This is a genomic window from Nocardioides renjunii, assembly GCF_034661175.1.
Classification (GTDB): domain Bacteria; phylum Actinomycetota; class Actinomycetes; order Propionibacteriales; family Nocardioidaceae; genus Nocardioides; species Nocardioides renjunii.
This window is the reverse complement of record NZ_CP141058.1, coordinates 555,569-577,067: the sequence shown is the minus strand read 5'-3', so window position 1 is coordinate 577,067 and position 21,499 is coordinate 555,569. Positions and strand designations below refer to the sequence as shown.

Sequence of the window (21,499 nt, the reverse complement as noted above, 5' to 3'; positions counted from 1 at the left end):
GACACGTGTCCGCGATGTCGCCCCAGGCCTCAGCGGGCGAACAGCCGTGCGGCCTCCGAGGCCCAGTAGGTCAGCACCACGTCGGCGCCGGCGCGGCGGATCGAGGTGAGGGTCTCCAGGATGGCGGCCTCGCGGTCGATCCAGCCGTTCGCGGCGGCGGCCTCGACCATGGCGTACTCGCCCGAGATGTTGTAGGCCGCGACCGGGACGTCGACGGCGTCGCGCACCCGGCGGACGACGTCGAGGTAGGACAGGGCCGGCTTGACCATCACGATGTCGGCGCCCTGCTCCACGTCGAGCAGCACCTCGCGCACGCCCTCGACGGCGTTGGCGGGGTCCTGCTGGTAGGTCCGGCGGTCGCCGACGAGCGAGGAGTCGACGGCCTCGCGGAACGGGCCGAAGAAGGCGGAGGCGTACTTGGCGGAGTAGGCCAGCACGGAGACGTGGCTGTGCCCGGCGCCGTCGAGCGCCTGCCGCACCACGGCGACCTGGCCGTCCATCATCCCGCTGGGACCGACCATGTCGACGCCCGCGGCCGCCTGGGCGAGCGCCATCTCGGCGTACGCCGCGAGCGTCCGGTCGTTGTCGACCTCGCCATCGCTGGTGAGCAGGCCGCAGTGCCCGTGGTCGGTGAACTCGTCGAGGCACAGGTCCGACATCACGGTGAGCTGGTCGCCCACCTCGGCGACGACGTCGGTGATGGCGAGGTTGAGCACGCCGGCGGGGTCGATGCCGCCGGAGCCGGTGGCGTCCTTGTGCTCGGGGATGCCGAAGAGCATCACGCCGCCGAGGCCGAGCTCGGCCGCCTCGGCGGCCGCCCGCTTGAGCGAGTCGCGCGAGTGCTGGACGACGCCGGGCATGGTGGAGATCGGGCGGGGCTCGTCGATGCCCTCCCGGACAAAGACCGGCAGCACCAGCGAGCTGGGCACCACGTGGGTCTCGGCGACCATGCGCCGCAGCGCGGGGGTGCGCCGGAGCCGGCGGGGTCGGATGGTCGGAACCTCGAGCTGGCTGTCGTCGGTCACGGGTCCATCCTTCCCCACCGCAGGTGGCTACTTGGCGCGGGCCTTGCGGCGCCCGGAGGCGGTGCGCTCGCTGGGCCGGGTGACGGGCTCGCCGCCCTCCAGCATCGCGAGGCGACGCGTGGCGCCGAAGTCGGCCAGCGCGTCCACCAGGACCTCCACGTCGGGCGTGGGCGCGAGGACGTCGACCCGGAGGCCGTGCTCCTCGGCGGTCTTGGCGGTCGCGGGACCGATCACGGCGATGATCGTCGACGGGTGCGGCTTGCCGGCGATGCCGACCAGGTTGCGCACCGTCGAGGACGAGGTGAAGACGACGGCGTCGAACTTGCCGGTCTTGATCGCGTCGCGCACCGGCGCCGGCGGCGGGGTGGCGCGCACGGTCCGGTAGGCCGTGACGTCGTCGCACTCCCAGCCGAGGTCGACCAGGCCGGCGACGAGGTTCTCCGTGGCGATGTCGGCGCGCGGGAGGAAGACCCGGTTGATCGGGTCGAGCACCTCGTCGTAGGGCGGCCAGTCCTCGAGCAGGCCGGCGGCGGACTGCTCACCGGACGGCACGAGGTCGGCGCGCAGGCCCCAGTCGGCGATGGCCTGGGCGGTCTTGTCGCCGACCGCGGCGATCTTGAGCCCGGAGAACGCGCGGGCGTCGAGACCGTAGTCCTCGAACTTCTCGCGCACGGCCTTCACCGCGTTGACCGAGGTGAAGGCGATCCACTCGTAGCGGCCCTCGACGAGGCCGCGCACGGCCTTGTCCATCTGCAGCGGGTTGCGCGGCGGCTCGACCGAGATGGTGGGGACCTCCTCGGGCACGGCGCCGTAGTCGCGCAGGCGGCGCGAGAGCGAGCCGGCCTGCTCCTTCGTGCGGGGCACCAGCACGCGCCAGCCGAAGAGCGGCTTGGTCTCGAACCACGACAGCGTCTGGCGCAGGTCGACGACGTCGCCGATGACGGTGATCGCGGGCGGCGAGATGCGCGCCGCGCGGGCGTCGGCGGCGATGTCGGCGAGCGTGGAGATGAGGGTCTGCTGCTCGGTCGTGGTGCCGACGCGGGTCATCGCGACGGGCGTCTCGGGCGAGCGGCCCGCCTCGATCAGGGCCGCGGAGGTCTCGCCGATGCTGCCGACTCCGGAGAGCAGGACGAGGGTGCGGTCGTCGGCGTAGGCGCTCCAGTCGACCTTCTCGCCGCAGGTGACGACGGCCATCTCGCGGTGCCGCTTGGTGGTCAGCGGGATGCCGGCGTAGGCCGGGACCGCGCTCACCGACGAGACGCCGGGGACGACCTCGAAGCCGACGCCGGCCTTGACGCAGGCCTGCGCCTCCTCGGGGCCGGAGGCGTAGAGGAACGGGTCGCCGGTCATCAGCCGGACCACGCGCTGCTTCTTGCCGTGGCGTACGACGACCTTGGCGCGGGCCGCGTGGGTCAGCGGCTGGCCGTCCTCGCCGAAGCCGCCGTCCACGATCTCCGGTCCGTCCCAGGACCCGTCGGGGCCCTCGGCGAGGCCGAGGAGCGACCGGACCAGGTCCACGTGCTCGGGGGCCTCGGTCACGACGACCTCGGCCGCCTCGATGAGCTCCACGGCACGCACCGTCAGCAGGCCCGGGTCACCGGGTCCGCTGCCGACGAACGACACCCAGCCCTGGGCGGGGGTGGTGGCCTGCGGGGTCTGTACTCGCGTCATGCGTGCTGGTTCCTCACTGGTGGTGCTTCCATCAGGTCTGCTGCTCCCTCGGCGAGCATCTCGCTCGCGAGGCGTGTTCCGAGGTGCGCGGCGTCCGCGACCGGGCCGGTCGCGCTCATCCGCACCGACAGCCCGCCGTCCTCCGACAGGGCCACGGCACGCAGCCACAGCTCCTCGCCGTCCTCGCCCTCGACCACCTCGGCCAGCGCACCCAGCGGGGCCGAGCAGCCGGCCTCGAGGGCGGACAGGACGGCGCGCTCGGCCGTGACGGCGGCGCGGGTGGCGGGGTCCTCGAGGTGCGACAGCGCGGCGACCAGGTCGGTGTCGTCGGAGCGGCACTCGACGGCGAGCGCGCCCTGGCCGGGCGCCGGCAGCATCTGCAGCGGGTCGAGCACCTCGGTGACCTCGTCGAGCCGACCCAGCCGGGCCAGCCCGGCACGGGCCAGGACGACCGCGTCGACCTCGCCCTCGCGGACCTTGCGGATGCGGGTGTCGACGTTGCCGCGGATGCCGTGGAGGTCCAGGCCGAGGCCGAGGGCGGCGAGCTGGCTCACCCGGCGCGGCGAGCCGGTGCCCAGGGCGCTGCCGACCGGCAGCTCGCCCAGGGTGAGCCCGTCGCGGGCCACGACGACGTCGCGGGGGTCCTCGCGCAGCGGCACCGCGGCCAGGGCGATGCCCTCGGCCGGGGTGGTGGGCAGGTCCTTGAGCGAGTGGACGGCGACGTCGACCCGCCCGGCGAGCAGGGCGTCGCGCAGCGCGCTGACGAACACACCGCTCCCGCCCATCGTGGCCAGCGGGGCCGCACTGCGGTCGCCCTCGGTCGAGACCTCGACGAGCTCGACCTCGCGGCCGAGGCGCTCGCGGATCATGTCTGCCACGAGGCCGGACTGGGTGGTGGCCAGCGCCGAGGCGCGGGTGCCGAGGCGCAGCACGGCGGGGGTCGCGGCCGTCACGGCTTGCCCTCCGCCCGCGTCATCCGGTCCACGGCCTGCGGGTCGAGGCGGAACAGCTCGGCCAGCGCGGCGGTGTAGGAGACGGCCGGCTCGGCGTCCGCGAGCTCCTTGACCCGCACAGTCGGCTCGTGGAGGAGCTTGTCGGCGACCCGGCGCACGGTCTGCAGCACCTCGGCGCGGGTGGCGTCGTCGATCTCGGGCAGGCGGGCGGCGAGGCGCTGCATCTCGGCGTCGACCACCGTGGTCGCCATCGAGCGCAGCGCGACCACGGTGGGCGTGACGCTCGCCTGCCGCCGGACGGCGAGGAAGGCGGCGATCTCCTGCCCGACGATGGTGCGTACGTCGTCGACACCGGCAGTGGCCTCGAGACCGCGCAGCTCGTCGGCGAGGCCGGCGAGGTTGATCAGCTCGACGCCCGGCAGCTCGCCGAGGGCGGGGTCGACGTCGTGGGGCAGCGCGAGGTCGATGACGGTCAGCGGCCGGTCGCTGCTGCCGCGGGCGGTGACCACGTCGGAGAGCCGCACCAGCGGCTCTGGCGCCCCGGTGCAGGAGACGACGAGGTCGGCCTCGGCCAGCTGGGCGCCCAGCGCGGACAGCGGCAGCGACGTGGCGCCGTACTCGTCGGCGAGGCGGTCGGCGTTGGCGGAGGTGCGGTTGAGCACCGTGATGGTGCCGGCGCCGCCCCGCGCGAGGTGGGCGACGGCGAGGGACGCCATCGCGCCGGCACCGATCACGACGACGCGCGCACCGGCGACGGCCACGGCGCTGCGCTCGAGCGCGGCGCTGACCAGCGACGGGGCCGCGCGGTCGATGTCGGTCTCGGCGTGGGCGCGCTTGCCGACGCGCAGGGCCTGCTGGAAGAGCGTGTTGAGCGCCGGGCCGACGGTGCCGTGCTCCTGGCCGACGCGCAGGGCGTCGCGCGTCTGGCCCAGGATCTGGCCCTCGCCGACGACCATCGAGTCGAGGCCGGCGGCGACCTGGAAGAGGTGGGACACCGCGCCCTCGTCGTAGTGGACGTAGAGGTGCGGCAGGAGGGCCTCGGTGGGCTGGCCGGCCCGCTCGACGAGGAGGCCGGACAGGGCCTCGACGGAGCCGTGGAAGCGGTCGACCTCGGCGTAGACCTCGAGCCGGTTGCAGGTGACGATCGCGGTCGCCTCGGTGACGTGCTCGCCGCCCATCACGTCGGCGATCAGCTTGGTCGTGCCGTCGCCGTCGAGGGCGAGCCGCTCCAGCAGCTCCACCGGCGCGGACTTGTGGGAGATCCCCACCACGAGGACGCTCACGAGACACTCTCCGATCCGGGCACGATCGCCTTCCGCTGCTCGTGGTAGGCGAGGATCTGCAGCTCGATGGACAGGTCCACCTTGCGCACGTCGACGCCGTCGGGCACCGACAGGACGGTCGGCGCGAAGTTGAGGATGCTGGTGATGCCGCACGCGACCATCCGGTCCGCCACGGACTGCGCGGCGACCGCCGGGGTGGCGATCACGCCGATGGCGACGGCGTGCTCGGCGACGATGGACTCGAGGTCCTCGAAGGAGCGGACGTCGAGGCCGGCCACGACCTCGGCGTGCCGTGCGGGGTCGGCGTCGAGCAGCGCCACGACCCGGAAGCCGCGGCTGCGGAAGCCGGAGTAGTTGGCGAGGGCGTGGCCGAGGTTGCCGATGCCCACGATGACCACGGGCCAGTCCTGGGTCACGCCGATCTCGCGGGCGATCTGGTAGCGCAGGTACTCCACGTCGTAGCCGACACCGCGGGTGCCGTAGCTGCCGAGGTAGGACAGGTCCTTGCGGAGCTTGGCGCTGTTGACGCCGGCGGAGGCGGCGAGCTCCTCGCTGGAGCAGGTGGTGGTCCCGTCCTCGGCGAGGCCGATGAGGGCACGCAGGTACACGGGAAGCCTGGCGACGGTCGCCTCGGGGATGTCCCGGGCAGAGTCGGGGGTCCGTGCAGTCACAGCGCTGCTTCTTTCCAGCCAGGTGACGGGAATCGCCTGACTCCGCCACTGTAGGAGTTTGTGAACGGGAGAACAAAACGAGCCGAGCGTGGCCTAGCACATGTGAGAAGACCCACCTGCGGCGGGGGTTCCCGCGATTTGCGCGGAGGGTCCGAGGAGGCGTAACGCGACCCGTCGCGACCCTCATCGCAGGAGCTCGGCGAGCATCCGGTCCGAGGCGAGCAGGGCGTCTCGGTCGTGGGTCGAGGCGCTCGCCAGCAGCTCGTCGGCGCCGGTCCGCGCGACCAGCGCCTCGAGGCGGCGCCGCACGGTCGCGGGGCTCCCCGCCACGGCCCGGTCCAGCGACGCCTCGACGCGGCGCTCCACCTGGCTCGGCCACGGCGAGCTGCGGATCGCGGCCACGCCTTCGAGCGGCGGGAACTCGCCGGTCTGGCGCGACACCGCCATCGCGTACGCCTCGGGCAGGGCGAGCTCGCGCGCGGTGGCGTCGTCGTCCGCGACGAGCGCGTCCAGCGAGATCGTCACGCGCGGAGCGCTGTCCCCGTGCGGACGGAACCCGCGGCGGTAGCGGGCCAGCGCCTCCGGCAGCTCGTCGGAGTCGAGGACGGGTCCGCCGACGACGACGGGCAGCCCGAGACGAGCGGCGGCCTCGAGCCCGCGCCCGGTGGCGAGGAGGTGCACCGGCACCGGCCGACCGGTGACGGGCCGCACCGTCACCTCGGCCGTGCCCTCGAGGTAGCGACGCAGCTCGGCGAGGTCCTCCTCGAAGGTGTCCACGGCGTCGAGCTCGCGCCGCAGCGCTCGGCGCACGGGCGGCGTGAACCCGAGCGACCGCCCGATCCCGAGGTCGACCCGTCCCGGGTGCAGGGCGTCGAGCACGAGGAACTGCTCGGCGACGACCACCGGCTGGTGCAGGGGCAGCATGACGCCGCCGGAGCCGATCCTGATGCGGGAGGTCCGCGCGCCGATCGCGGCGAGGAGCACGGCGGGCGTCCCGGAGGCGATGCCCGGCACCCCGTGGTGCTCGGCGACCCAGTAGCGGTCGTAGCCGACCTGCTCCGCGTGCACGGCGCGGGCCACCGTCGCCCCGATCGCCTCGGCATCGGGCGCGCCGAGGCGCGTCCGCGAGCGGTCGAGCAGGGAGAGCCTCACGTCGGTGCAACGCGCAGCCGGGCGGTCGCCTTCCCTCAGGAGCCGAGCGCGGCCCGCAGGCGCGCCTCGTCGACGCGCCAGAAGTCGTGCTGGCGCCCGTCGACGAACGTCACCGGGACCTCGTCGCCGAAGCGGTCGACGAGGTCGGGGTCGGCGTCGATGTCGACCTCGTCGAAGGACTCCCCCAGGTCCGCGCACACGGCCGCGACCACCACCCGTGCGTCGTCGCACAGGTGGCAGCCCTGCCGGGAGTAGAGGGTGACCCGGGCCGGGGCCGGCGTGGCGGTCACTCGAGCAGCCCCAGGACGCGGCGCCGCTCCAGCCCGCGGAGCCGTCCCTTCTGGACCCGGCCCGTCACGGTGAGCGGCAGGGTGTCGACGACCTCGATCCGCGCCGGCTGCTTGAAGCGGGCCAGCCGCTCGGCGGCGTGGGCGCGGACCGCCTCCTCGACGCCGGAGGAGTCGCCGCTGGCGACGACGTAGGCGACGACCGACTCGCCGGTGTCGGCGTCGGGGGCACCGACGACGGCCGCGTCGAGGACGCCGTCCACCTCGCGCAGCACGTCCTCCACCTCGGACGGGTAGACGTGGAAGCCGCTGACGAGCACCAGCTCCTCGACGCGGTCGACGAGGAAGAGGTCGCCGCTGGCGTCGAGGAAGCCGACGTCGCCGGTGCGGAACCAGCCGTCCTCGTCCGGGCCGTCGGCCCCGTCGGGCCAGTAGCCGCTGAACAGGTTGTCGCCGCGCACCTGGATCTCGCCCGGGTCCTCGGTCGCGACCCGGCCGCGGCTCTCGTCGACCAGCCGCAGCTCGATGCCCGGCAGGGCGGCGCCGACCGAGCCGGGCTGCGGCGGGTTGCTGCACAGGGTGCTCGTCACGACGGGCGCCGCCTCGGTCAGCCCGTAGCCCTGGTGGACCGGGACGCCGGTGGTCGCCGTGAACTGCTCGACGACCTCCGCCGCGAGCGGCGCGGACCCCGACAGCACCAGCCGGACGGGGCCCATCCGCTCCGCGAGGTGCTCGTCGGGCAGCCAGTGCGCGAAGACGGGCGGTGCGACGGGCACCACGCTGCACGCCTCGTCCTCGATGAGGTCCAGCACGGCCTGCGGCTCGAAGTGCTCGACGAGGAGCAGCCGGGCACGGTGCTGCAGGACGCCGCCGAGGACCGCGTTGAGCCCGTAGACGTGGAAGAGCGGGAGCGCGCCGAGGACGACGTCGTCGCCGTGCATCATCGGCGGCTCCACGGCGGCGACCTGCTCGATGTTGGCGAGCAGGGCGCGGTGGCTCAGCATCGCCGCCCGCGGACGGCCCGACGTGCCGCCGGTGTAGAGCAGCGCCGCCAGCTTCTCGGGGTCCGGCAGCGGGGGGACGGGGCGTACGACGTCCGCGCGCAGGTCGGCGAGCGCGAGCTCCCCCTCCGCGGGCTCTGTGCCGGTCACCACGACGGTGGGCGCGGCGGTCGCGCCGAGCCCGGACAGGCCGGACAGGGCGGCGCGGACGACCTCGACCGCGGACTCGTCGACCACCACCAGGCGCGCGCCGGAGTCGGCGACCATCCGCGCCACCTCGTCGGCGGTGGAGCGCGGGTCGACCGGCACGGCGACGGCCTGGGCGCGCAGCACGCCGAGGTAGGTCGTGACGAACTCGATGCGGTTGCCCACCACGATCATCACGCGCTGCCCGGCGCGGATGTCGCGCGCACCGAGACCGGTGGCGATCCGGGCCACCTCGTCCTCGAGACCGGCCCACGTCAGCGACCGGCCGCCGCCCTCGACGAGGGCCCGCCGGTCGGGGACGTCCGCGGCGGCCTCGGCCACCAGGGCGGAGACGTCGTTGCGCGGCATGCCGCGATCCTTCCACAGCTACGCTGACGCGATGACCCGATCCGAGCGCTCCCGCCGGCTCGACCTGCAGCAGCGATCGGCGCTCGCGGGCGAGGCCGCGGCGGCGTCCGCGGAGGTCGAGAACGCCCTCACCACCCCGACCGACCCGGGCGCCGCGGCGTTCTTCGACGTCGACAACACGATCATGCAGGGCGCCAGCATCTTCCACCTCGCGCGAGGCCTGCACCGGCGCGAGTTCTTCACCACGCGCGAGATCGCCGCGGCGGCGTGGAAGCAGGCCTACTTCCGCGTCGTCGGCGTCGAGGACCTCGAGCACGTGGCCGACGCGCGCAACTCCGCGCTGTCCTTCATCGCCGGCCACACCACCGCCGAGCTCGAGGAGCTGACCGAGGAGATCTTCGACGAGGGCATGGCCCACCGGATCTGGCCGGGCACCCGCGCCCTGGCCCAGATGCACCTCGACGAGGGCCAGCGGGTCTGGCTGGTGACCGCGGCGCCCATCGAGATCGCCGCCGTCATCGCCCGCCGGCTCGGCCTCACCGGCGCGATGGGCACCGTTGCCGAGCACGTCGACGGCGTCTACACCGGGCGGCTGGTCGGTGACCTGCTGCACGGCCCGGCCAAGGCCGAGGCCGTCAAGGCGCTCGCCGCCCGCGAGGGCCTCGACCTCGCCCGCTGCTCGGCGTACTCCGACTCCAGCAACGACCTGCCGATGCTCTCGCTCGTCGGCGACCCGTGCGCCATCAACCCGGACGCGCGCCTGCGCGCCCACGCCCGGGCCGCCGGCTGGCGGGTCCGCGACTACCGCACCGGGCGCAAGGCGGCACGGGCGGGGCTGGTCGCGGCCGCGACGGCCGGCGCGGTGTCGGGCGCCGTCGTCGCCGGGATCGGGCTGCGGGGCCGGCACTCCACCTCTTGAGGTGGGATCGGGCCACCGCGCGCTGCAACTCCGGGTTACTCACGGGTTCACACGGACACGGGGGCCACTTATCGTGGACACTGCTGCAACCGGGAGGGGGACCTGCATGCGCTCGACACGCGACCTCGAGCATGCCTTCGACGAAGGCATGGACGCGCTGCGCCGCGCGGTCCTCGCCGTCCTCGCCCCGCAGCCGCAGCTGTCCGCCACGCCCGCGGGTGCGCTCCCGGCGCTCGCGCTGCTGTCCGAGACCACCGCACCGGGCTCCACCGCCCGTCCCGGCGGCGACGACGCCGTGCCCGGCCGGTCGTGGACCGCGGGCTCCGCACCGGTCGGCGACGAGGACCAGGCCACGTCGTCCGAGGCCGACGAGGCCGAGCGCGAGCGGCTGATCGCCCTCGTCGAGCTGGCCCGCGCGGGCGACAAGGACGCGTTCGGGCTCCTCTACGACCACTACCAGGCCTCGGTCTACCGGTTCCTCTACCACCGCACCCGCTCGCAGGTGCTCGCCGAGGACCTCACCTCCGAGACCTTCTTCCGCGCGCTGCGGAGCATGAACAGCTTCCGGTGGCAGGGCAAGGACTTCGGCGCCTGGCTGATGACCATCGCGCGCAACCTCACCACCGATCACTTCAAGGCCGGACGCACCCGCCTGGAGATGACGACCGAGGACATGACGCCGCACGACGACGCCACCGAGGGACCCGAGGGCACGGTCATCGCCGGGCTCACCAACGAGGTGCTGCTCAAGGCCCTCACCGAGCTGCCCACCGAGCAGCGTGAGTGCCTGATCATGCGCTTCCTGCAGGGACTCTCGATCGCGGAGACGGCGCTGGCCCTCCACCGCTCGGACGGCGCCGTCAAGCAGCTGCAGCTGCGCGGCGTCCGCAACCTCGCCAAGCTCCTGCCCGAGGGGTTGAGGGACTCATGACCTCTCCCGTAACCCGCACCTCGTCCCGGTCGTTCGTCTGTGTGGGAGGAACCACCAGCAGTGAGACAGGACGATCCCGATGACAGCCCCCTTCGCGGCGCGACGGCGTGCCGACGAGTTCGAGGCGCTCCTCTCCCGGCGACCCGGCACCCCGCTCACGGATGACGAGGCGGCGCGCTACGCCGACCTCCTCGGGGTCGTCTCGGACCTGCGGTCCGTGCCCGACGTGGCCGCCCGTCCAGAGTTCGTCAGCTCCCTGCGCGAGCGGCTGATGGCCGAGGCCGACACCGTCCTGGTCCCCCGGCCCTCCGCACCCGCGCGCCTCGCGATGCCCGCCACGGTGCGCACCCGCCAGCGCCGCCTCGGCGCGGCGCTCGGCGGTGCGGCCCTCGTCGGCGCCGCGGCCACCATGGCGGTGGCGGCCCAGACCGCGCTGCCCGGCGAGTCGCTCTACGGCGTCAAGCGCGGCATCGAGTCCGCCGAGGTCCGCCTCGCCGACGACGACGCCGCGCGTGGTCGCACCCTGCTGGCGCAGGCCGACACACGTCTCGACGAGATCGAGGAGATCGCTGCCGGCGAGGGAGGTCGCGAGCAGCTGGTGCCCGACACGCTCGAGGACTTCACGCAGCAGTCCAGCGAGGGCGTCCGCAGCATCCTGACGGCCTACGACGCCGGTGGCGCCGAGGCCGACGTGCAGGCGGACGTCGAGGCGGCACGCGAGTTCACCGCGACGAGCATGGACCGCCTCGTGGAGCTCGAGGACCAGCTGCCGCTCAGCGCCCGCGAGGACCTCGTCGCGGCCGGACGCACCCTCAGCGACCTCGACCTCGAGGTGAGCAGCGCCTGCGGCGGCTGCGAGGGCGGGATCACGACGACCCCGGAGTTCCTGCTCACGAGCGCCGGCCTGCCCACCGACCTGCTGACCGGCCTCGACACCGACGAGGCCACCCTCGAGGCGGCGCCCGTCTCGGGCCAGGACCTCACGGGCCTCGAGGTTCCTCCGGAGCTCGGGCCCCCGCCGGCCGGGCCGACCGACGTCCCCGGCACCGCGACCACCACCGCTCCGACGACCGCTCCGACGCCCGGGGCGACGACCGGGCCCACCACCGGGCCCACGACACCGGCCCCGACCACCCGGCCGGGGCTGCCGACGCAGACGCCCTCCCCCGTCGCGCCCATCCCGACCCAGAGCGTGCCGACCACCCGGCCCGACCCCACCCAGGGCGTCAAGGAGCTCACGCAGGGGGTCACCGGGACCGTCACCAGCACCACGGGCGACCTCGCCAGCCAGCTCAACGGCGTCACCGGTGGCGCGCTCGGCGGCCTGACCTCCGACGTCGACGACGCCACCGGCGGCCTCATCAGCGAGGTGACCGGCACGCTCAACGGGCTCACCGGCCTCAACCTCGGCAACGCGACCGGCGGCCTGCTGCCCGGCCCGAACCGGCCCTGACCGACCGGCGCCGACGGGCCCTGACTGGCCCTGCGCCGTCTAGCCGAAGACCCCGCCGCGCTCGCGGAGCAGGTCGAACAACGTGTGCTGGATGGTCTCGCGCACCTGGTCGGTGACGTTGAAGACGAGCATCGGGTCCTCGGCCTCTGTCGCGTCGTAGGAGTCCGTGCGGATCGGCTCCCCGAACTCGAGGATCCACTTCGACGGCAGTGGCACCAGCCCGAGCGGACCCAGCCACGGGAAGAACGGCGTGATCGGGATGTAGGGCACGCCGAGCAGCCGGGCCAGCGACGGGACGTTGCCGACCAGCGGGTAGATCTCCTCGGCGCCCACGACCGAGAGCGGGATGATGGGTACGCCGGTGCGCAGGGCTGCGGACACGAAGCCCCCGCGACCGAAGCGCTGCAGCTTGTAGCGCTCGCTGAACGGCTTGCCGATGCCCTTGAAGCCCTCGGGCCACACCCCCACCAGCTCGCCGCCGGACAGCATCCGCTCGGCGTCCTCGATGCAGGCGAGGGTGGCTCCCGACTTGCGCGCCAGCGAGCTCACCAGCGGCAGCTTGAACACCAGGTCCGCGCCGAGGGGCCGCAGGAAGCGGTGGGCGTGGTCGTGCACCGCGAGCATGGTCATGAGGCCGTCCACGGGCACGGTGCCCGAGTGGTTGGACACCACGAGGGCGCCGCCCTCGGCCGGGATGTTCTCCAGGCCGCGGACCTCGAGGCGGAACCACTTCTCCGCCACGGGGCGCAGGGCGGTCATGAAGAAGCGCTCGGTGAGCTCGCGGTCGAAGCCGTAGTCGTCGATCTCGTAGTCGCCCTCGAGGCGACGGCGTACGAACGCCATCAGCTCGGCCAGGCGGCGCTCCCAGTCGTCGCCGAACACCTCGACGGCCGCGTCCTGCAGGGCGGAGAGCCAGTCGCCGACGGGGATGCCGTCAGTGGGCCCCGCAGCGGTGACCGGGGGACGCGGCGGGGTGGGCCCCGGGCCGGTCGGGGTGGACGCAGCCGGAGCGGCCGGCTCGCCAGCAGGCTCAGCAGCAGGCTGGGTGTCCGGCTCTGCGGCAGTCTGGGTGGCCGCCTTCTTGGCGGGAGGCCGCGCGTTGCGGGGCTTGGGTGCGAGGTTGCGGGCCGCCGAGGACGGCCGCGCGCTGCCCGAGCCGCGCCCGGGACGTCCGCCGGTGCCGATGGGGATGACCACGGCGTCCTGGCGCGACGGGGGGCGGGCCTCCTCAGGCACGACCGGCCCCTTCGAGGTCCGCGGGCGACAGCGCCCGGCAGAAGTCGGCGAAGGCCTCGGCGGTGGAGTAGGTCGGCTCGAAGCCGAGCACCGTGCGCATCCTGGTGGTGTCCACCCCTCGACCGTAGGTCAAGAACCCCAGCTGCTCCGGTGAGAAGTCCGAGAGGCGGGCCTGCCGCATGGTGGCACCGAGCCGTCCGACCGCGAAGCGCGGCATCGCGACCGACGGCCGGCCGAGGCGTCGTACGGCCTGGGTCAGCGTCAGCAGGCCGTCGCCGGCGACGTTGAAGGTGCCGGGCCTGCCGGTGACCACGGCGTGCCGCAGCACCCGCATCAGGTCGTCCTCGTGGAGGAACTGCATGCGCGGGTCGAAGCCGAGCACGCGCGGGACGACGGGCAGCCGGAAGTAGTTGGTCAGCGGGCTCGACACGTGCGGGCCGATGACGTTGGCGGCGCGGACCATCGTCACGGCGACGTCGGAGCGGCGGCGCGCGAAGCCGCGGACGTAGCCCTCGACCTCGTAGACGTCCTTGGCGTAGCCGGAGGAGGGCAGGCGCTTGGGGCCCATGTCCTCGGTGAACATCGCGGGGTCGCGCGGGCTCGATCCGTAGACGGTGGTCGTCGACTTCACCACCAGGCGCTCGACGGTCGTCAACTTCTGGCATGCAGCGAGCAGCTGCATGGTGCCGATGACGTTGAGCTCCTTCATCGTCCCGCGACCGCCGGCCGAGCCGGGCGTGGCGATCACGCTCATGTGGACGACGGTGTCGACGTCCTCCTTGGCGAGCACCTTGGCGATGACCGGGTTGCGGATGTCCGCACGGACGAAGGAGACGTCACCGATGTCGCCGCGGGGAGGGACGACGTCGACCCCGATCACTCGCTCGATGGACGGGTCGCCGGCCGCGGCGCGCGCGAATCGTCGCCCCAGGTCCCGGGAGATCCCGGTGACCAGCACGACCCGTCCCATGGGCGAAGGTGCTTACTTGCCGAGCTTGCGGCGCTGGACGCGCGTCTTCTTGAGCAGCTTGCGGTGCTTCTTCTTGGCCATGCGCTTGCGCCGCTTCTTGATGACAGAACCCACGTGGATCAGACCTTTCCTTGCGGCCGACACTCGTCGGCCGGACCTGCACACCCTAACGGCCGGGGGTGTGGAGGGTGGAATCGCGTCTGGTGGACGTCGATCGAGCGCCGCGCCAGCGTCTGGCCGCGGACGAGCAGGCGTCAGCCGGCGTTGTAGAAGCTCTTGCGCAAGTACTCGTTGACGTCGTCCTCGGTGACCCGGAACGAGCGGCCGACGCGGACGGCGGGCAGCTCGCCGCCGTGGACGAGCCGGTAGACCGTCATCTTCGAGACGCGCATCTTGGCCGCGACCTCCGCGATGGTCAGGAACTGCGCCTCGGACATGTCGCCAGGGGTGTTCTCAGCCATGGTGTGCACCGATCCTTCTGTGCGGAACGGCGCCGGCTTCCCCACCGGCGTCACAGGCGTGCCGCTTCCGGTGACAATAGGGCTCGCGTGACGCGTGGGGAAGAGGAACGCCAGAGAAACTTGTGTGACTGGCGGCGTGTCGGGTTGATTGTTCACCGGTCGAGCCCACGGAGTGGATCGAACTCGGCGAAGATCGAGCGGGCCCGCGACCGAGGCACGAGGTCGCGTCGGGCGTGTCGACATCGCCCCGGCGCCTGTGGTCAGGGCAGCGGGTCGAGCCCGTGCAGCGGGAAGACCGCGGTGCGGGTGGCGTGGATCGCCCGGTCCAGCCACGCGTCCGGGTCGTAGCCGGCGGACCAGTCGCGGTAGGCCGGCGTACGCCCGTCCGTCATGCGGTGCGGGGCGGTCGCGCCGAGCACCCCCTCGACGTACGCCCGCCAGCCGGGAGGGGTCTCGAGCCCGGGCTCGAGCGGGCGGCCCGACGCGATCGCGAGCAGGTGCGTCCAGGCCCGCGGCACCACGTCGACGACGGAGTAGCCGCCACCACCGGTCACCACCCAGCGGCCGTCGGCCACCTCGTGGGCGAGGTCGTGGAGGGCGAGGTAGGCCGCGCGCTGGCCGTCGACGCTGAGCATCATGTGGGCCAGCGGGTCGTTCATGTGCGAGTCGCACCCGTGCTGGGTCACCAGCACGTCGGGGGAGAACTCGCGCAGCAGCGGGGGCACCACGGCGTGGAAGGCCCGCAGCCACCCGGCGTCGGACGTGCCGGGCGGGAGCGCGACGTTGACGACGCTGCCCTCGGCACCGTCGCCGCCGGTGTCGGTCGGGAAGCCGGTGCCGGGGAACAGCATCTGGCCGGTCTCGTGCAGGGAGATGGTCAGCACGCGCGGGTCGTCCCAGAAGACCTTCTCCACGCCGTCGCCGTGGTGCACGTCGATGTCGACGTAGGCCACCCGCTGGGCGCCGTCGGCCAGCAGCTGGGTGATGCCGACCGCCACGTCGTTGTAGATGCAGAAGCCGCTCGCGCGGTCGGGCATCGCGTGGTGCAGGCCGCCGGCGATGTTGACCGAGTGCAGCGACTCGCCGCTCCACACCTGGCGGAACGCCTCGAGGGTGGCGCCGACCACGTGGGCGCTGGCGAGGTGCATGTCCGCGAACACGGGGTCGTCCTCGGTGCCGAGGCCGCGCGCCAGGTCCTCGAAGCCCGGCGTGCGGCCGGCCTCGGTGACGGCGTCGATGAGGCCCTGCTCGTGGACCGTGGCGATCTGCGCGTCGGTGGCGACCGGAGCGTCGACCCGTTTGATCTGGTCGAGGACGCCGAGCTCCTCGGCCAGGCGCATGGTGAGGTCCACCCGGATCGGGGACATCGGGTGGGTGGGACCGAAGTCGTACTCCGTGAGCGTCGGGTCGAAGACGACTGACGTGGGCCCGGCGCACTCCATGTGGCGGACGTTACCCCGTCGTGGTCGCTCAGGATCCCTCGGCCAGCTCGCGCGAGCGGTTGCGGGCGGCCTCCATCGCGGCGAGGAAGGCGGCGCGGACCTTGTGGATCTCGAGCTCGCGCAGCGCCGAGGCGGTGGTCCCGCCGGGGGACGTGACCTGCTCGCGCAGCACGACGGGGTGCGAGCCGGTCTCGCGCAGCATCGCCGCCGAGCCCACGAGGGTCTGCACGACGAGGTCCGTCGCCGTGGCGCGGGGCAGGCCGAGGTGGACGCCCGCCTCGATCATCGACTCGACGACGAAGAAGATGTAGGCCGGGCCGGAGCCGGAGATCGCGGTGACCGCGTCCATCTGCTTCTCCGGGATGCGCAGCACCCTGCCGGTCGAGGCCATCAGCGACTCGACCTCGGCGAGGTGCGCCTCGTCGCAGTGCGAGCCGGGCGAGATGGCGGCCATGCCCTCGTCGACGAGCGCCGGGGTGTTGGGCATGACCCGGACGACGGCGACGCCCTCGGGCACGCGCGACTCGATGAAGGCGGTGGTGATCCCCGCGGCCAGCGAGACCACCAGCTGGCCGGCCCGCAGCTCGGGGGCGATCTCGGCAAGCACGTCGCCCATGTCCTGCGGCTTGACCACGAGCGCCACGGTGTCGGCCTTGGCGGCCGCCTCGCGGTTGGAGACCACGGCCACGCCGTAGCGCTCCTCGAGCTCCTGGGCCCGCTCGGGCCGCTTCTCCCCGACCATCAGCTGGTCGACGCGGCGCCCGGCGCGCACCAGCCCGGACAGCAGGGTCTCCCCCATGACGCCGGCGCCGATGATCGCTGTGCTCACGGGGGTCAACCTACTTCTTGGAGACGAGGGAGCGCGCGAAGAAGGCGAGGTTCTGCGGCTTCTCGGCCAGGCGGCGCATCAGGTAGCCGTACCACTCGGTGCCGTAGGGGATGTAGACGCGCACCGTCTCGCCGGCGGCGGCGAGGCGCTTCTGCTCCTCGGGCCGGATGCCGTAGAGCATCTGGAACTCGTAGGTCCCCGGGCGGCGGCCGAAGCGGCTCGCGAGCGAGGAGGCGATCTGGACCATCCGCGGGTCGTGGGTGGCGATCATCGGGTAGCCCTGGCCGGCCAGCAGCACCTTGAGGCAGCGGACGTAGGCCTTGTCGATGTCGAGCTTGTCCTGGAAGGCCACCTCCTCGGGCTCCATGTAGGCGCCCTTGCACAGCCGCACGCGCGAGCCCTCGTAGGCCAGCGCCCGGCAGTCCGCCTCGGTGCGGTGCAGCATCGCCTGCAGCACCGCTCCGGTCTCCGGGAAGTCCTTGCGGAGCTCGCGCAGGATCGTGAGCGTGGAGTCGGTGGTGGTGTGGTCCTCCATGTCGAGGGTCACCGTGGTGCCGGCGTTGCGGGCCGCGCGGCAGATCTCGCGGGCGTTCTCCAGCGCCACCTTGTGGCCGTTGTCGGGGAGGGACTGGCCGATGGCGCTCAGCTTGACCGAGACCTCCGAGTGCGGGGCCAGGCCCCGGGCGGTGAGGTCGGCCAGCACCTCCTTGTAGGCCGCCACTGTGGCCTCGGCCTGGGCGGCGTCAGTGGTGTCCTCGCCGAGGTAGTCGAGGGTGACCCGCAGGCCGTCGTCAACGAGCCGGGCGGTGGCGTCGACGGCGTGGCCGGTGGTCTCGCCGGGGACGTAGCTGGTCACGATGCCGCTCGAGACGGGCATGGTCGAGACGAGCTTCTTGACGCCCTGGCTGCGGGCGAGGAGCAGGATCGGCTGGCGGAGCAACGACATGGCGGCAAGGCTACGCCGACCTCCACCGAACCTTCACAGGTCCTCCACCCCTTCCGGGCGGTGGTTCTCCTAGCGTCGTGGACATGATCAGTGCGCGCGGTCTCACCAAGCTCTACGGCGGCATCCGCGCCGTCGACGACCTCACCTTCGACGTGGTCCCGGGCACCGTCACAGGCTTCCTCGGACCCAACGGCGCCGGCAAGTCGACCACGATGCGGATGATGGTGGGACTGGACCGGCCGACGTCCGGCACCGCCACGATCGGCGGCAGGGCGTACGCCGACCTGGCCTCGCCGCTGCACGAGGTCGGGGCCCTCCTCGACGCGGGCGCCATGCACCCCGGCCGCACCGGCCGCGCGCACCTGGCGGTCGCGGCCCGCACCCACGCGATCCCGCTGGCCCGGGTCGACGAGGTGCTCGAGCAGGTCGGCCTGGCCTCGGCGGCGCGCCGCCGGATCAAGGGCTACTCGCTGGGCATGCGCCAGCGGCTCGGCATCGCCGGCGCGCTCCTCGGCGACCCCGGGGTGCTGCTGTTCGACGAGCCGGTCAACGGCCTCGACCTCGACGGGGTCCGGTGGATCCGCGCCCTGCTGCGCGGGTTCGCCGACGAGGGCCGCACGGTCCTGGTCTCCAGCCACCTGATGAGCGAGGTGCAGCTGGTCGCGGACCGCGTGGTGGTCATCGGCGGCGGCCGCCTGGTCGCCGACACCGAGACCTCCGCGCTGCTGCGCAGCGCCGGCGGGCCGCGGGTCCGGGTGCGCACGCCCTCGACCGAGGAGCTGGTGCGCCACCTGCCGGCCCACGCCGTCGTCGAGCGCACCGGCGACGACGAGCTCGAGGTCTCCGGGATCGACGCCCCGGACCTCGGCGACCTCGCCCACCACGTCGGCGTACGGGCCCACCACCTCGCCGAGGTCGAGCAGTCGCTCGAGCACGCCTACCTCTCCCTCACCGGGACGACCCCCGGCCCCCAGGCCGACCCACAGCCCGCACCCCGACCCGACTCCCGACCCGAAGGAGCCCTCCGATGAGCCCCGCCCTCGCCCTGGCGCGCACCGGTCGCGCCGAGTGGTCCCGCATCTGGTCCGTGCGCTCGAGCTGGATCTTCGCCGTCGTCCTCGCCGTGGTGGTGCTGGGCTTCGGCGCCGTCATCGGCAGCGACGCGGCCGCGGACCCCTCGGACATCACACCCGGGTCGACGGCCTGGGACGGGGCGCGGTTCACCGGGATGTTCGCGCTGTTCGGCATCCTCGCGATGGCCGTCGTCGTCTCGACGGCCGACCACGCGACCGGCGGGATCGTGCCGACGCTGCAGTGGACGCCGCGCCGCGGCATCCTGCTGGCCGCGCGCACGGTGGTGGTCGTCGCGACCACGACCCTGCTCGGCGTGGGCCTCGTCCTCGCGGGGGCGACGGTCGTCTGGTCGTTCGTGCCGCACCTCGGCCTACCCCTCGTGGACGGGCTGGAGATGGCAGGCGACCTCGGCTTCATCCTGGGGTCCGGAGCGCTGCTGGGGGTCGGGCTCGGCCTGGCGACCCGCAGCACCGCCGCCGCACTGGTCCTCGCCATCGCCCTCATGCTCGTCGGCCCGCTGCTGCTGGCCCAGCTGCCCTACGAGTGGACCCTCGACGTCGCGACCCACCTGCCCGGCTCCGGAGCGCTGTTCCTCATCTTCGGCGAGGGCCCGCGCGACGACATGACCACCACCTCGGCCCGCCTCACCCTCGCCGCCTGGGGCCTGGCCGCGCTGGTCGCGGGCGGCTGGCGGCTGCTGGCCACCGACGCCGACCGCTGACCCGTCCGGCCTGCGTCCACGTCTTTCCACGACCCACACCTCACCACCACGACCTGCGATCCTTGATCGCGAGGAGGACCCATGTCCGCTCTCCTGTCCGCACTGCCCGCCACCCCGCGCGCCCGCTACGGGCTGGCCGCGGCGGTGTCGCTCGGCACCGTCCTGTTCCTGCTGCTCGGCATCGGCGCGCTCGGCATCGTCGGCGACGGTGACCGCGACGCGGTCTACCTCGCGGCCCCGGCCGTCGGCCTGCTGGTCGCCGTCGCCACCCGGTTCCGCGCCGGCGGGATGGCCCTCGCGCTCGCCGCCGCGGCCGTCACCACGCTCGTCGCCGGTGCCGTCGCCGTCGGCCTGGTCGTCGCCGACGGGGCGAGCGCCTCCATCGGCGACGTCGTCATGCTGACCGTGATGTACGCCGTCCTCTTCGGCGTCGCGGCGTGGCTGTTCACCCTGGTCAGGGCGTCCGACGCCTGAGGGTCGCCGCCCCCAGGCCGAGCGCGGCGAGCGCGAAGCAGCACACGACGACCACGTTGCGCCAGACCTCCGCCGTGTCCGCGGCCCCGACGAGCTCCTGCATGGCGTCGACGGCGTACGACAGGGGAAGCACGCCGCTGACGGCCTCGAGCACGTCGGGCATCTGGTCGCGCGGCACGAAGAGCCCGCAGAGCAGGATCTGCGGCAGCACGAAGGCCGGCATGAACTGCACCGCCTGGAACTCCGTCGTGGCGAACGCGCTGACGAGCAGCCCGAGCGCCGTGCCGAGGACGGCGTCGGCGACGGCCACGACGCCCAGCAGCCAGACGGGGCCCTGCACGTCGAGGCCGAGCAGGCCCACGCTGACCGCGACGGCCAGCGCCGCCTGGACCGCGGCGAGCAGGCCGAAGGCGAGGGCGTAGCCGACGAGGAAGTCGAGCTTGCCCATCGGCATCGTGAGGAGCCGTTCGAGGGTGCCGGAGGAGCGCTCGCGCAGGGTGGTCACGCTCGTCACGAGGAACATCACGATGAAGGGGAACATCGCCAGCAGTCCCGGCCCGAACGTGTCGAAGAGGTCGCCGGGCAGCTCCTGGAACATCCACCACAGCAGGCTGATCAGCAGGCACGGGACGACCATCAGCATCGCGAGCGTGCGGTGGTCGCGGCGGACCTGGGTGAGCACCCGCCCGGCGACGGCGAGCGTGACGCGCGGCGTCATGCCACCTCCTCCCGTCCCTCGACGAGGCGCAGGAAGGCCTGCTCCACGTCGGCGGCCCCGGTGCGCTCGCGGACCTCGTCGGGCGAGCCGTCGGCGATGATCCGCCCCTCGCGCATCAGCAGCAGGCGGTGGCACCGCTCCGCCTCGTCCATCACGTGGCTGGAGACGAGCACCGCCGCGCCGCCGTCGGCGATCCGGTGGAAGAGGGCCCAGAGGTCGCGGCGCAGGACCGGGTCCAGGCCGACGGTCGGCTCGTCGAGCACGAGGAGGTCGGGCTCCCCGAGCAGCGCTACGGCCAGCCCGGCCCGGCTGCGCTGACCGCCGGACAGCCGGCCGACGACCTGGTCACGGTGGTCGCCGAGCGAGACGGCCTCGATCGCCCGGTCCACCGACGACCGGTCCACGCCGAGCACCCGGGCGAAGAACGACAGGTTCTCCGCCACGGTCAGGTCGTCGTAGACGCTCGCCGCCTGGGTGACGTACCCGATCCGGGTGCGCAGGTCGGCACTGCCGGCAGGCGAGCCGAGGACCTCGACGGTCCCCGACCGCACCCGCTGCGCGCCGACGAGGCAGCGCAGCAGCGTGCTCTTGCCGCAGCCGCTCGGTCCGAGCAGGCCGGTCACCCCGGCCGGGACGTCCAGCGAGATGCCGGGCAGCACCTCGCGCTCACCGCGTACGACGACCAGGTCGCGTACCTCGACGACGTTTTTCATCATGTGTTGAATTG

Annotated in this window: 23 protein-coding genes; 6 read left to right on the top strand and 17 right to left on the bottom strand. The window is 73.4% G+C overall.

All coding sequences use genetic code 11. The features are described from left to right. Window positions 1-29: 29 nt before the first annotated feature. From hemB to SHK17_RS02645, 8 genes are all read right to left on the bottom strand, one after another. A complete protein-coding gene (gene hemB / locus SHK17_RS02680) occupies window positions 30-1,025 on the bottom strand; it encodes a porphobilinogen synthase (protein ID WP_322920998.1) in 996 nt (331 codons plus the stop codon). Window positions 1,026-1,052: 27 nt separating this feature from the next. Beyond that, window positions 1,053-2,696 carry a bifunctional uroporphyrinogen-III C-methyltransferase/uroporphyrinogen-III synthase gene (locus SHK17_RS02675; RefSeq protein WP_172269466.1) on the bottom strand — a complete coding sequence of 548 codons (1,644 nt, stop codon included), beginning with the start codon at window positions 2,694-2,696 and terminating at the stop codon, window positions 1,053-1,055. Then, complete coding sequence (gene hemC / locus SHK17_RS02670; RefSeq protein ID WP_322920997.1) at window positions 2,693-3,649, bottom strand: hydroxymethylbilane synthase; 957 nt, start codon at window positions 3,647-3,649, stop codon at window positions 2,693-2,695. The genes SHK17_RS02675 and hemC overlap by 4 nt, the downstream gene beginning before the upstream one ends. Next, window positions 3,646-4,932 carry a glutamyl-tRNA reductase gene (locus tag SHK17_RS02665; RefSeq protein WP_322920996.1) on the bottom strand — a complete coding sequence of 429 codons (1,287 nt, stop codon included), beginning with the start codon at window positions 4,930-4,932 and terminating at the stop codon, window positions 3,646-3,648. Before SHK17_RS02665 ends, hemC begins: the two co-directional genes overlap by 4 nt. Then, window positions 4,929-5,603, bottom strand: coding sequence for a redox-sensing transcriptional repressor Rex (locus SHK17_RS02660; RefSeq protein WP_172269463.1), 675 nt, complete (start codon window positions 5,601-5,603; stop codon window positions 4,929-4,931). Before SHK17_RS02660 ends, SHK17_RS02665 begins: the two co-directional genes overlap by 4 nt. 183 nt (window positions 5,604-5,786) lie before the next feature. After that, window positions 5,787-6,755, bottom strand: coding sequence for an MsnO8 family LLM class oxidoreductase (locus SHK17_RS02655; RefSeq protein WP_172269462.1), 969 nt, complete (start codon window positions 6,753-6,755; stop codon window positions 5,787-5,789). 35 nt (window positions 6,756-6,790) lie between these two features. Next, window positions 6,791-7,045, bottom strand: coding sequence for a glutaredoxin family protein (locus tag SHK17_RS02650; protein ID WP_172269461.1), 255 nt, complete (start codon window positions 7,043-7,045; stop codon window positions 6,791-6,793). Beyond that, window positions 7,042-8,598 (bottom strand): class I adenylate-forming enzyme family protein, encoded by a 1,557-nt coding sequence (locus tag SHK17_RS02645; protein ID WP_322920995.1) that lies wholly within the window; start codon window positions 8,596-8,598, stop codon window positions 7,042-7,044. The genes SHK17_RS02650 and SHK17_RS02645 overlap by 4 nt, the downstream gene beginning before the upstream one ends. Before the next feature lie 31 nt (window positions 8,599-8,629). On the opposite strand from SHK17_RS02645, the gene SHK17_RS02640 reads away from it, so the two are divergent. From SHK17_RS02640 to SHK17_RS02630, 3 genes are all read left to right on the top strand, one after another. Further along, complete coding sequence (locus tag SHK17_RS02640; RefSeq protein WP_322920994.1) at window positions 8,630-9,517, top strand: HAD family hydrolase; 888 nt, start codon at window positions 8,630-8,632, stop codon at window positions 9,515-9,517. 106 nt (window positions 9,518-9,623) lie between these two features. Then, on the top strand, window positions 9,624-10,448 hold the full coding sequence (locus SHK17_RS02635) for a sigma-70 family RNA polymerase sigma factor (protein WP_322920993.1): 825 nt from the start codon (window positions 9,624-9,626) through the stop codon (window positions 10,446-10,448). Between the two features lie 79 nt (window positions 10,449-10,527). Next, window positions 10,528-11,901 (top strand): DUF5667 domain-containing protein, encoded by a 1,374-nt coding sequence (locus SHK17_RS02630; protein ID WP_322920992.1) that lies wholly within the window; start codon window positions 10,528-10,530, stop codon window positions 11,899-11,901. A gap of 39 nt (window positions 11,902-11,940) precedes the next feature. Here SHK17_RS02630 and SHK17_RS02625 read toward each other — a convergent pair whose 3' ends face one another. The 7 genes from SHK17_RS02625 to SHK17_RS02595 all read right to left on the bottom strand — a co-directional run bounded on the left by SHK17_RS02625 (window position 11,941) and on the right by SHK17_RS02595 (window position 17,785). Further along, on the bottom strand, window positions 11,941-13,137 hold the full coding sequence (locus SHK17_RS02625) for a lysophospholipid acyltransferase family protein (protein ID WP_322920991.1): 1,197 nt from the start codon (window positions 13,135-13,137) through the stop codon (window positions 11,941-11,943). Next, entirely contained in the window at window positions 13,130-14,107 is a 978-nt protein-coding gene (locus SHK17_RS02620; RefSeq protein ID WP_322920990.1) for an NAD-dependent epimerase/dehydratase family protein, read from the bottom strand. Before SHK17_RS02620 ends, SHK17_RS02625 begins: the two co-directional genes overlap by 8 nt. A 12-nt stretch (window positions 14,108-14,119) precedes the next feature. Next, the gene (locus SHK17_RS02615) at window positions 14,120-14,221 is read right to left on the bottom strand and encodes a 30S ribosomal protein bS22 (RefSeq protein ID WP_008356322.1); all 102 of its coding nucleotides are present in this window, start codon (window positions 14,219-14,221) and stop codon (window positions 14,120-14,122) included. 140 nt (window positions 14,222-14,361) lie between these two features. Then, a complete protein-coding gene (locus SHK17_RS02610; RefSeq protein ID WP_129454864.1) occupies window positions 14,362-14,568 on the bottom strand; it encodes a helix-turn-helix domain-containing protein in 207 nt (68 codons plus the stop codon). Between the two features lie 260 nt (window positions 14,569-14,828). Beyond that, complete coding sequence (locus tag SHK17_RS02605) at window positions 14,829-16,010, bottom strand: acetoin utilization protein AcuC (protein ID WP_322920989.1); 1,182 nt, start codon at window positions 16,008-16,010, stop codon at window positions 14,829-14,831. Window positions 16,011-16,038: 28 nt separating this feature from the next. Further along, window positions 16,039-16,839 (bottom strand): pyrroline-5-carboxylate reductase, encoded by an 801-nt coding sequence (gene proC, locus SHK17_RS02600; RefSeq protein WP_322425072.1) that lies wholly within the window; start codon window positions 16,837-16,839, stop codon window positions 16,039-16,041. Window positions 16,840-16,849: 10 nt separating this feature from the next. Continuing rightward, window positions 16,850-17,785: a proline dehydrogenase family protein gene (locus SHK17_RS02595; RefSeq protein ID WP_449867031.1), complete on the bottom strand. Its 936-nt coding sequence runs from the start codon at window positions 17,783-17,785 to the stop codon at window positions 16,850-16,852. An 83-nt stretch (window positions 17,786-17,868) separates the two neighbouring features. On the opposite strand from SHK17_RS02595, the gene SHK17_RS02590 reads away from it, so the two are divergent. From SHK17_RS02590 to SHK17_RS02580, 3 genes are all read left to right on the top strand, one after another. Then, entirely contained in the window at window positions 17,869-18,816 is a 948-nt protein-coding gene (locus SHK17_RS02590; RefSeq protein WP_322920988.1) for an ABC transporter ATP-binding protein, read from the top strand. Next, on the top strand, window positions 18,813-19,580 hold the full coding sequence (locus SHK17_RS02585) for a hypothetical protein (RefSeq protein WP_322920987.1): 768 nt from the start codon (window positions 18,813-18,815) through the stop codon (window positions 19,578-19,580). The genes SHK17_RS02590 and SHK17_RS02585 overlap by 4 nt, the downstream gene beginning before the upstream one ends. Before the next feature lie 81 nt (window positions 19,581-19,661). Continuing rightward, entirely contained in the window at window positions 19,662-20,054 is a 393-nt protein-coding gene (locus SHK17_RS02580; protein ID WP_322920986.1) for a hypothetical protein, read from the top strand. Here SHK17_RS02580 and SHK17_RS02575 read toward each other — a convergent pair. Together SHK17_RS02575 and SHK17_RS02570 are read right to left on the bottom strand one after the other, a co-directional pair. Beyond that, entirely contained in the window at window positions 20,035-20,772 is a 738-nt protein-coding gene (locus SHK17_RS02575) for an ABC transporter permease (RefSeq protein ID WP_322920985.1), read from the bottom strand. The genes SHK17_RS02580 and SHK17_RS02575 overlap by 20 nt on opposite strands. Further along, a complete protein-coding gene (locus SHK17_RS02570; RefSeq protein WP_216652097.1) occupies window positions 20,769-21,488 on the bottom strand; it encodes an ABC transporter ATP-binding protein in 720 nt (239 codons plus the stop codon). Before SHK17_RS02570 ends, SHK17_RS02575 begins: the two co-directional genes overlap by 4 nt. Window positions 21,489-21,499 lie beyond the last annotated feature (11 nt).

What these genes read in the sequence shown, in the direction of transcription:
- SHK17_RS02585 (WP_322920987.1), top strand. Translation starts at nt 18,813, where the DNA reads ATGAGCCCCGCCCTCGCCCTGGCGCGCACCGGTCGCGCCGAGTGGTCC.
- SHK17_RS02635 (WP_322920993.1), top strand. Translation starts at nt 9,624, where the DNA reads ATGCGCTCGACACGCGACCTCGAGCATGCCTTCGACGAAGGCATGGAC.
- SHK17_RS02575 (WP_322920985.1), bottom strand. Translation starts at nt 20,772, where the DNA reads ATGACGCCGCGCGTCACGCTCGCCGTCGCCGGGCGGGTGCTCACCCAG.
- SHK17_RS02645 (WP_322920995.1), bottom strand. Translation starts at nt 8,598, where the DNA reads ATGCCGCGCAACGACGTCTCCGCCCTGGTGGCCGAGGCCGCCGCGGAC.
- SHK17_RS02620 (WP_322920990.1), bottom strand. Translation starts at nt 14,107, where the DNA reads ATGGGACGGGTCGTGCTGGTCACCGGGATCTCCCGGGACCTGGGGCGA.
- SHK17_RS02580 (WP_322920986.1), top strand. Translation starts at nt 19,662, where the DNA reads ATGTCCGCTCTCCTGTCCGCACTGCCCGCCACCCCGCGCGCCCGCTAC.
- SHK17_RS02605 (WP_322920989.1), bottom strand. Translation starts at nt 16,010, where the DNA reads ATGGAGTGCGCCGGGCCCACGTCAGTCGTCTTCGACCCGACGCTCACG.
- SHK17_RS02590 (WP_322920988.1), top strand. Translation starts at nt 17,869, where the DNA reads ATGATCAGTGCGCGCGGTCTCACCAAGCTCTACGGCGGCATCCGCGCC.
- SHK17_RS02570 (WP_216652097.1), bottom strand. Translation starts at nt 21,488, where the DNA reads ATGATGAAAAACGTCGTCGAGGTACGCGACCTGGTCGTCGTACGCGGT.
- SHK17_RS02595 (WP_449867031.1), bottom strand. Translation starts at nt 17,785, where the DNA reads ATGTCGTTGCTCCGCCAGCCGATCCTGCTCCTCGCCCGCAGCCAGGGC.
- SHK17_RS02640 (WP_322920994.1), top strand. Translation starts at nt 8,630, where the DNA reads ATGACCCGATCCGAGCGCTCCCGCCGGCTCGACCTGCAGCAGCGATCG.
- SHK17_RS02610 (WP_129454864.1), bottom strand. Translation starts at nt 14,568, where the DNA reads ATGGCTGAGAACACCCCTGGCGACATGTCCGAGGCGCAGTTCCTGACC.
- SHK17_RS02630 (WP_322920992.1), top strand. Translation starts at nt 10,528, where the DNA reads ATGACAGCCCCCTTCGCGGCGCGACGGCGTGCCGACGAGTTCGAGGCG.
- SHK17_RS02675 (WP_172269466.1), bottom strand. Translation starts at nt 2,696, where the DNA reads ATGACGCGAGTACAGACCCCGCAGGCCACCACCCCCGCCCAGGGCTGG.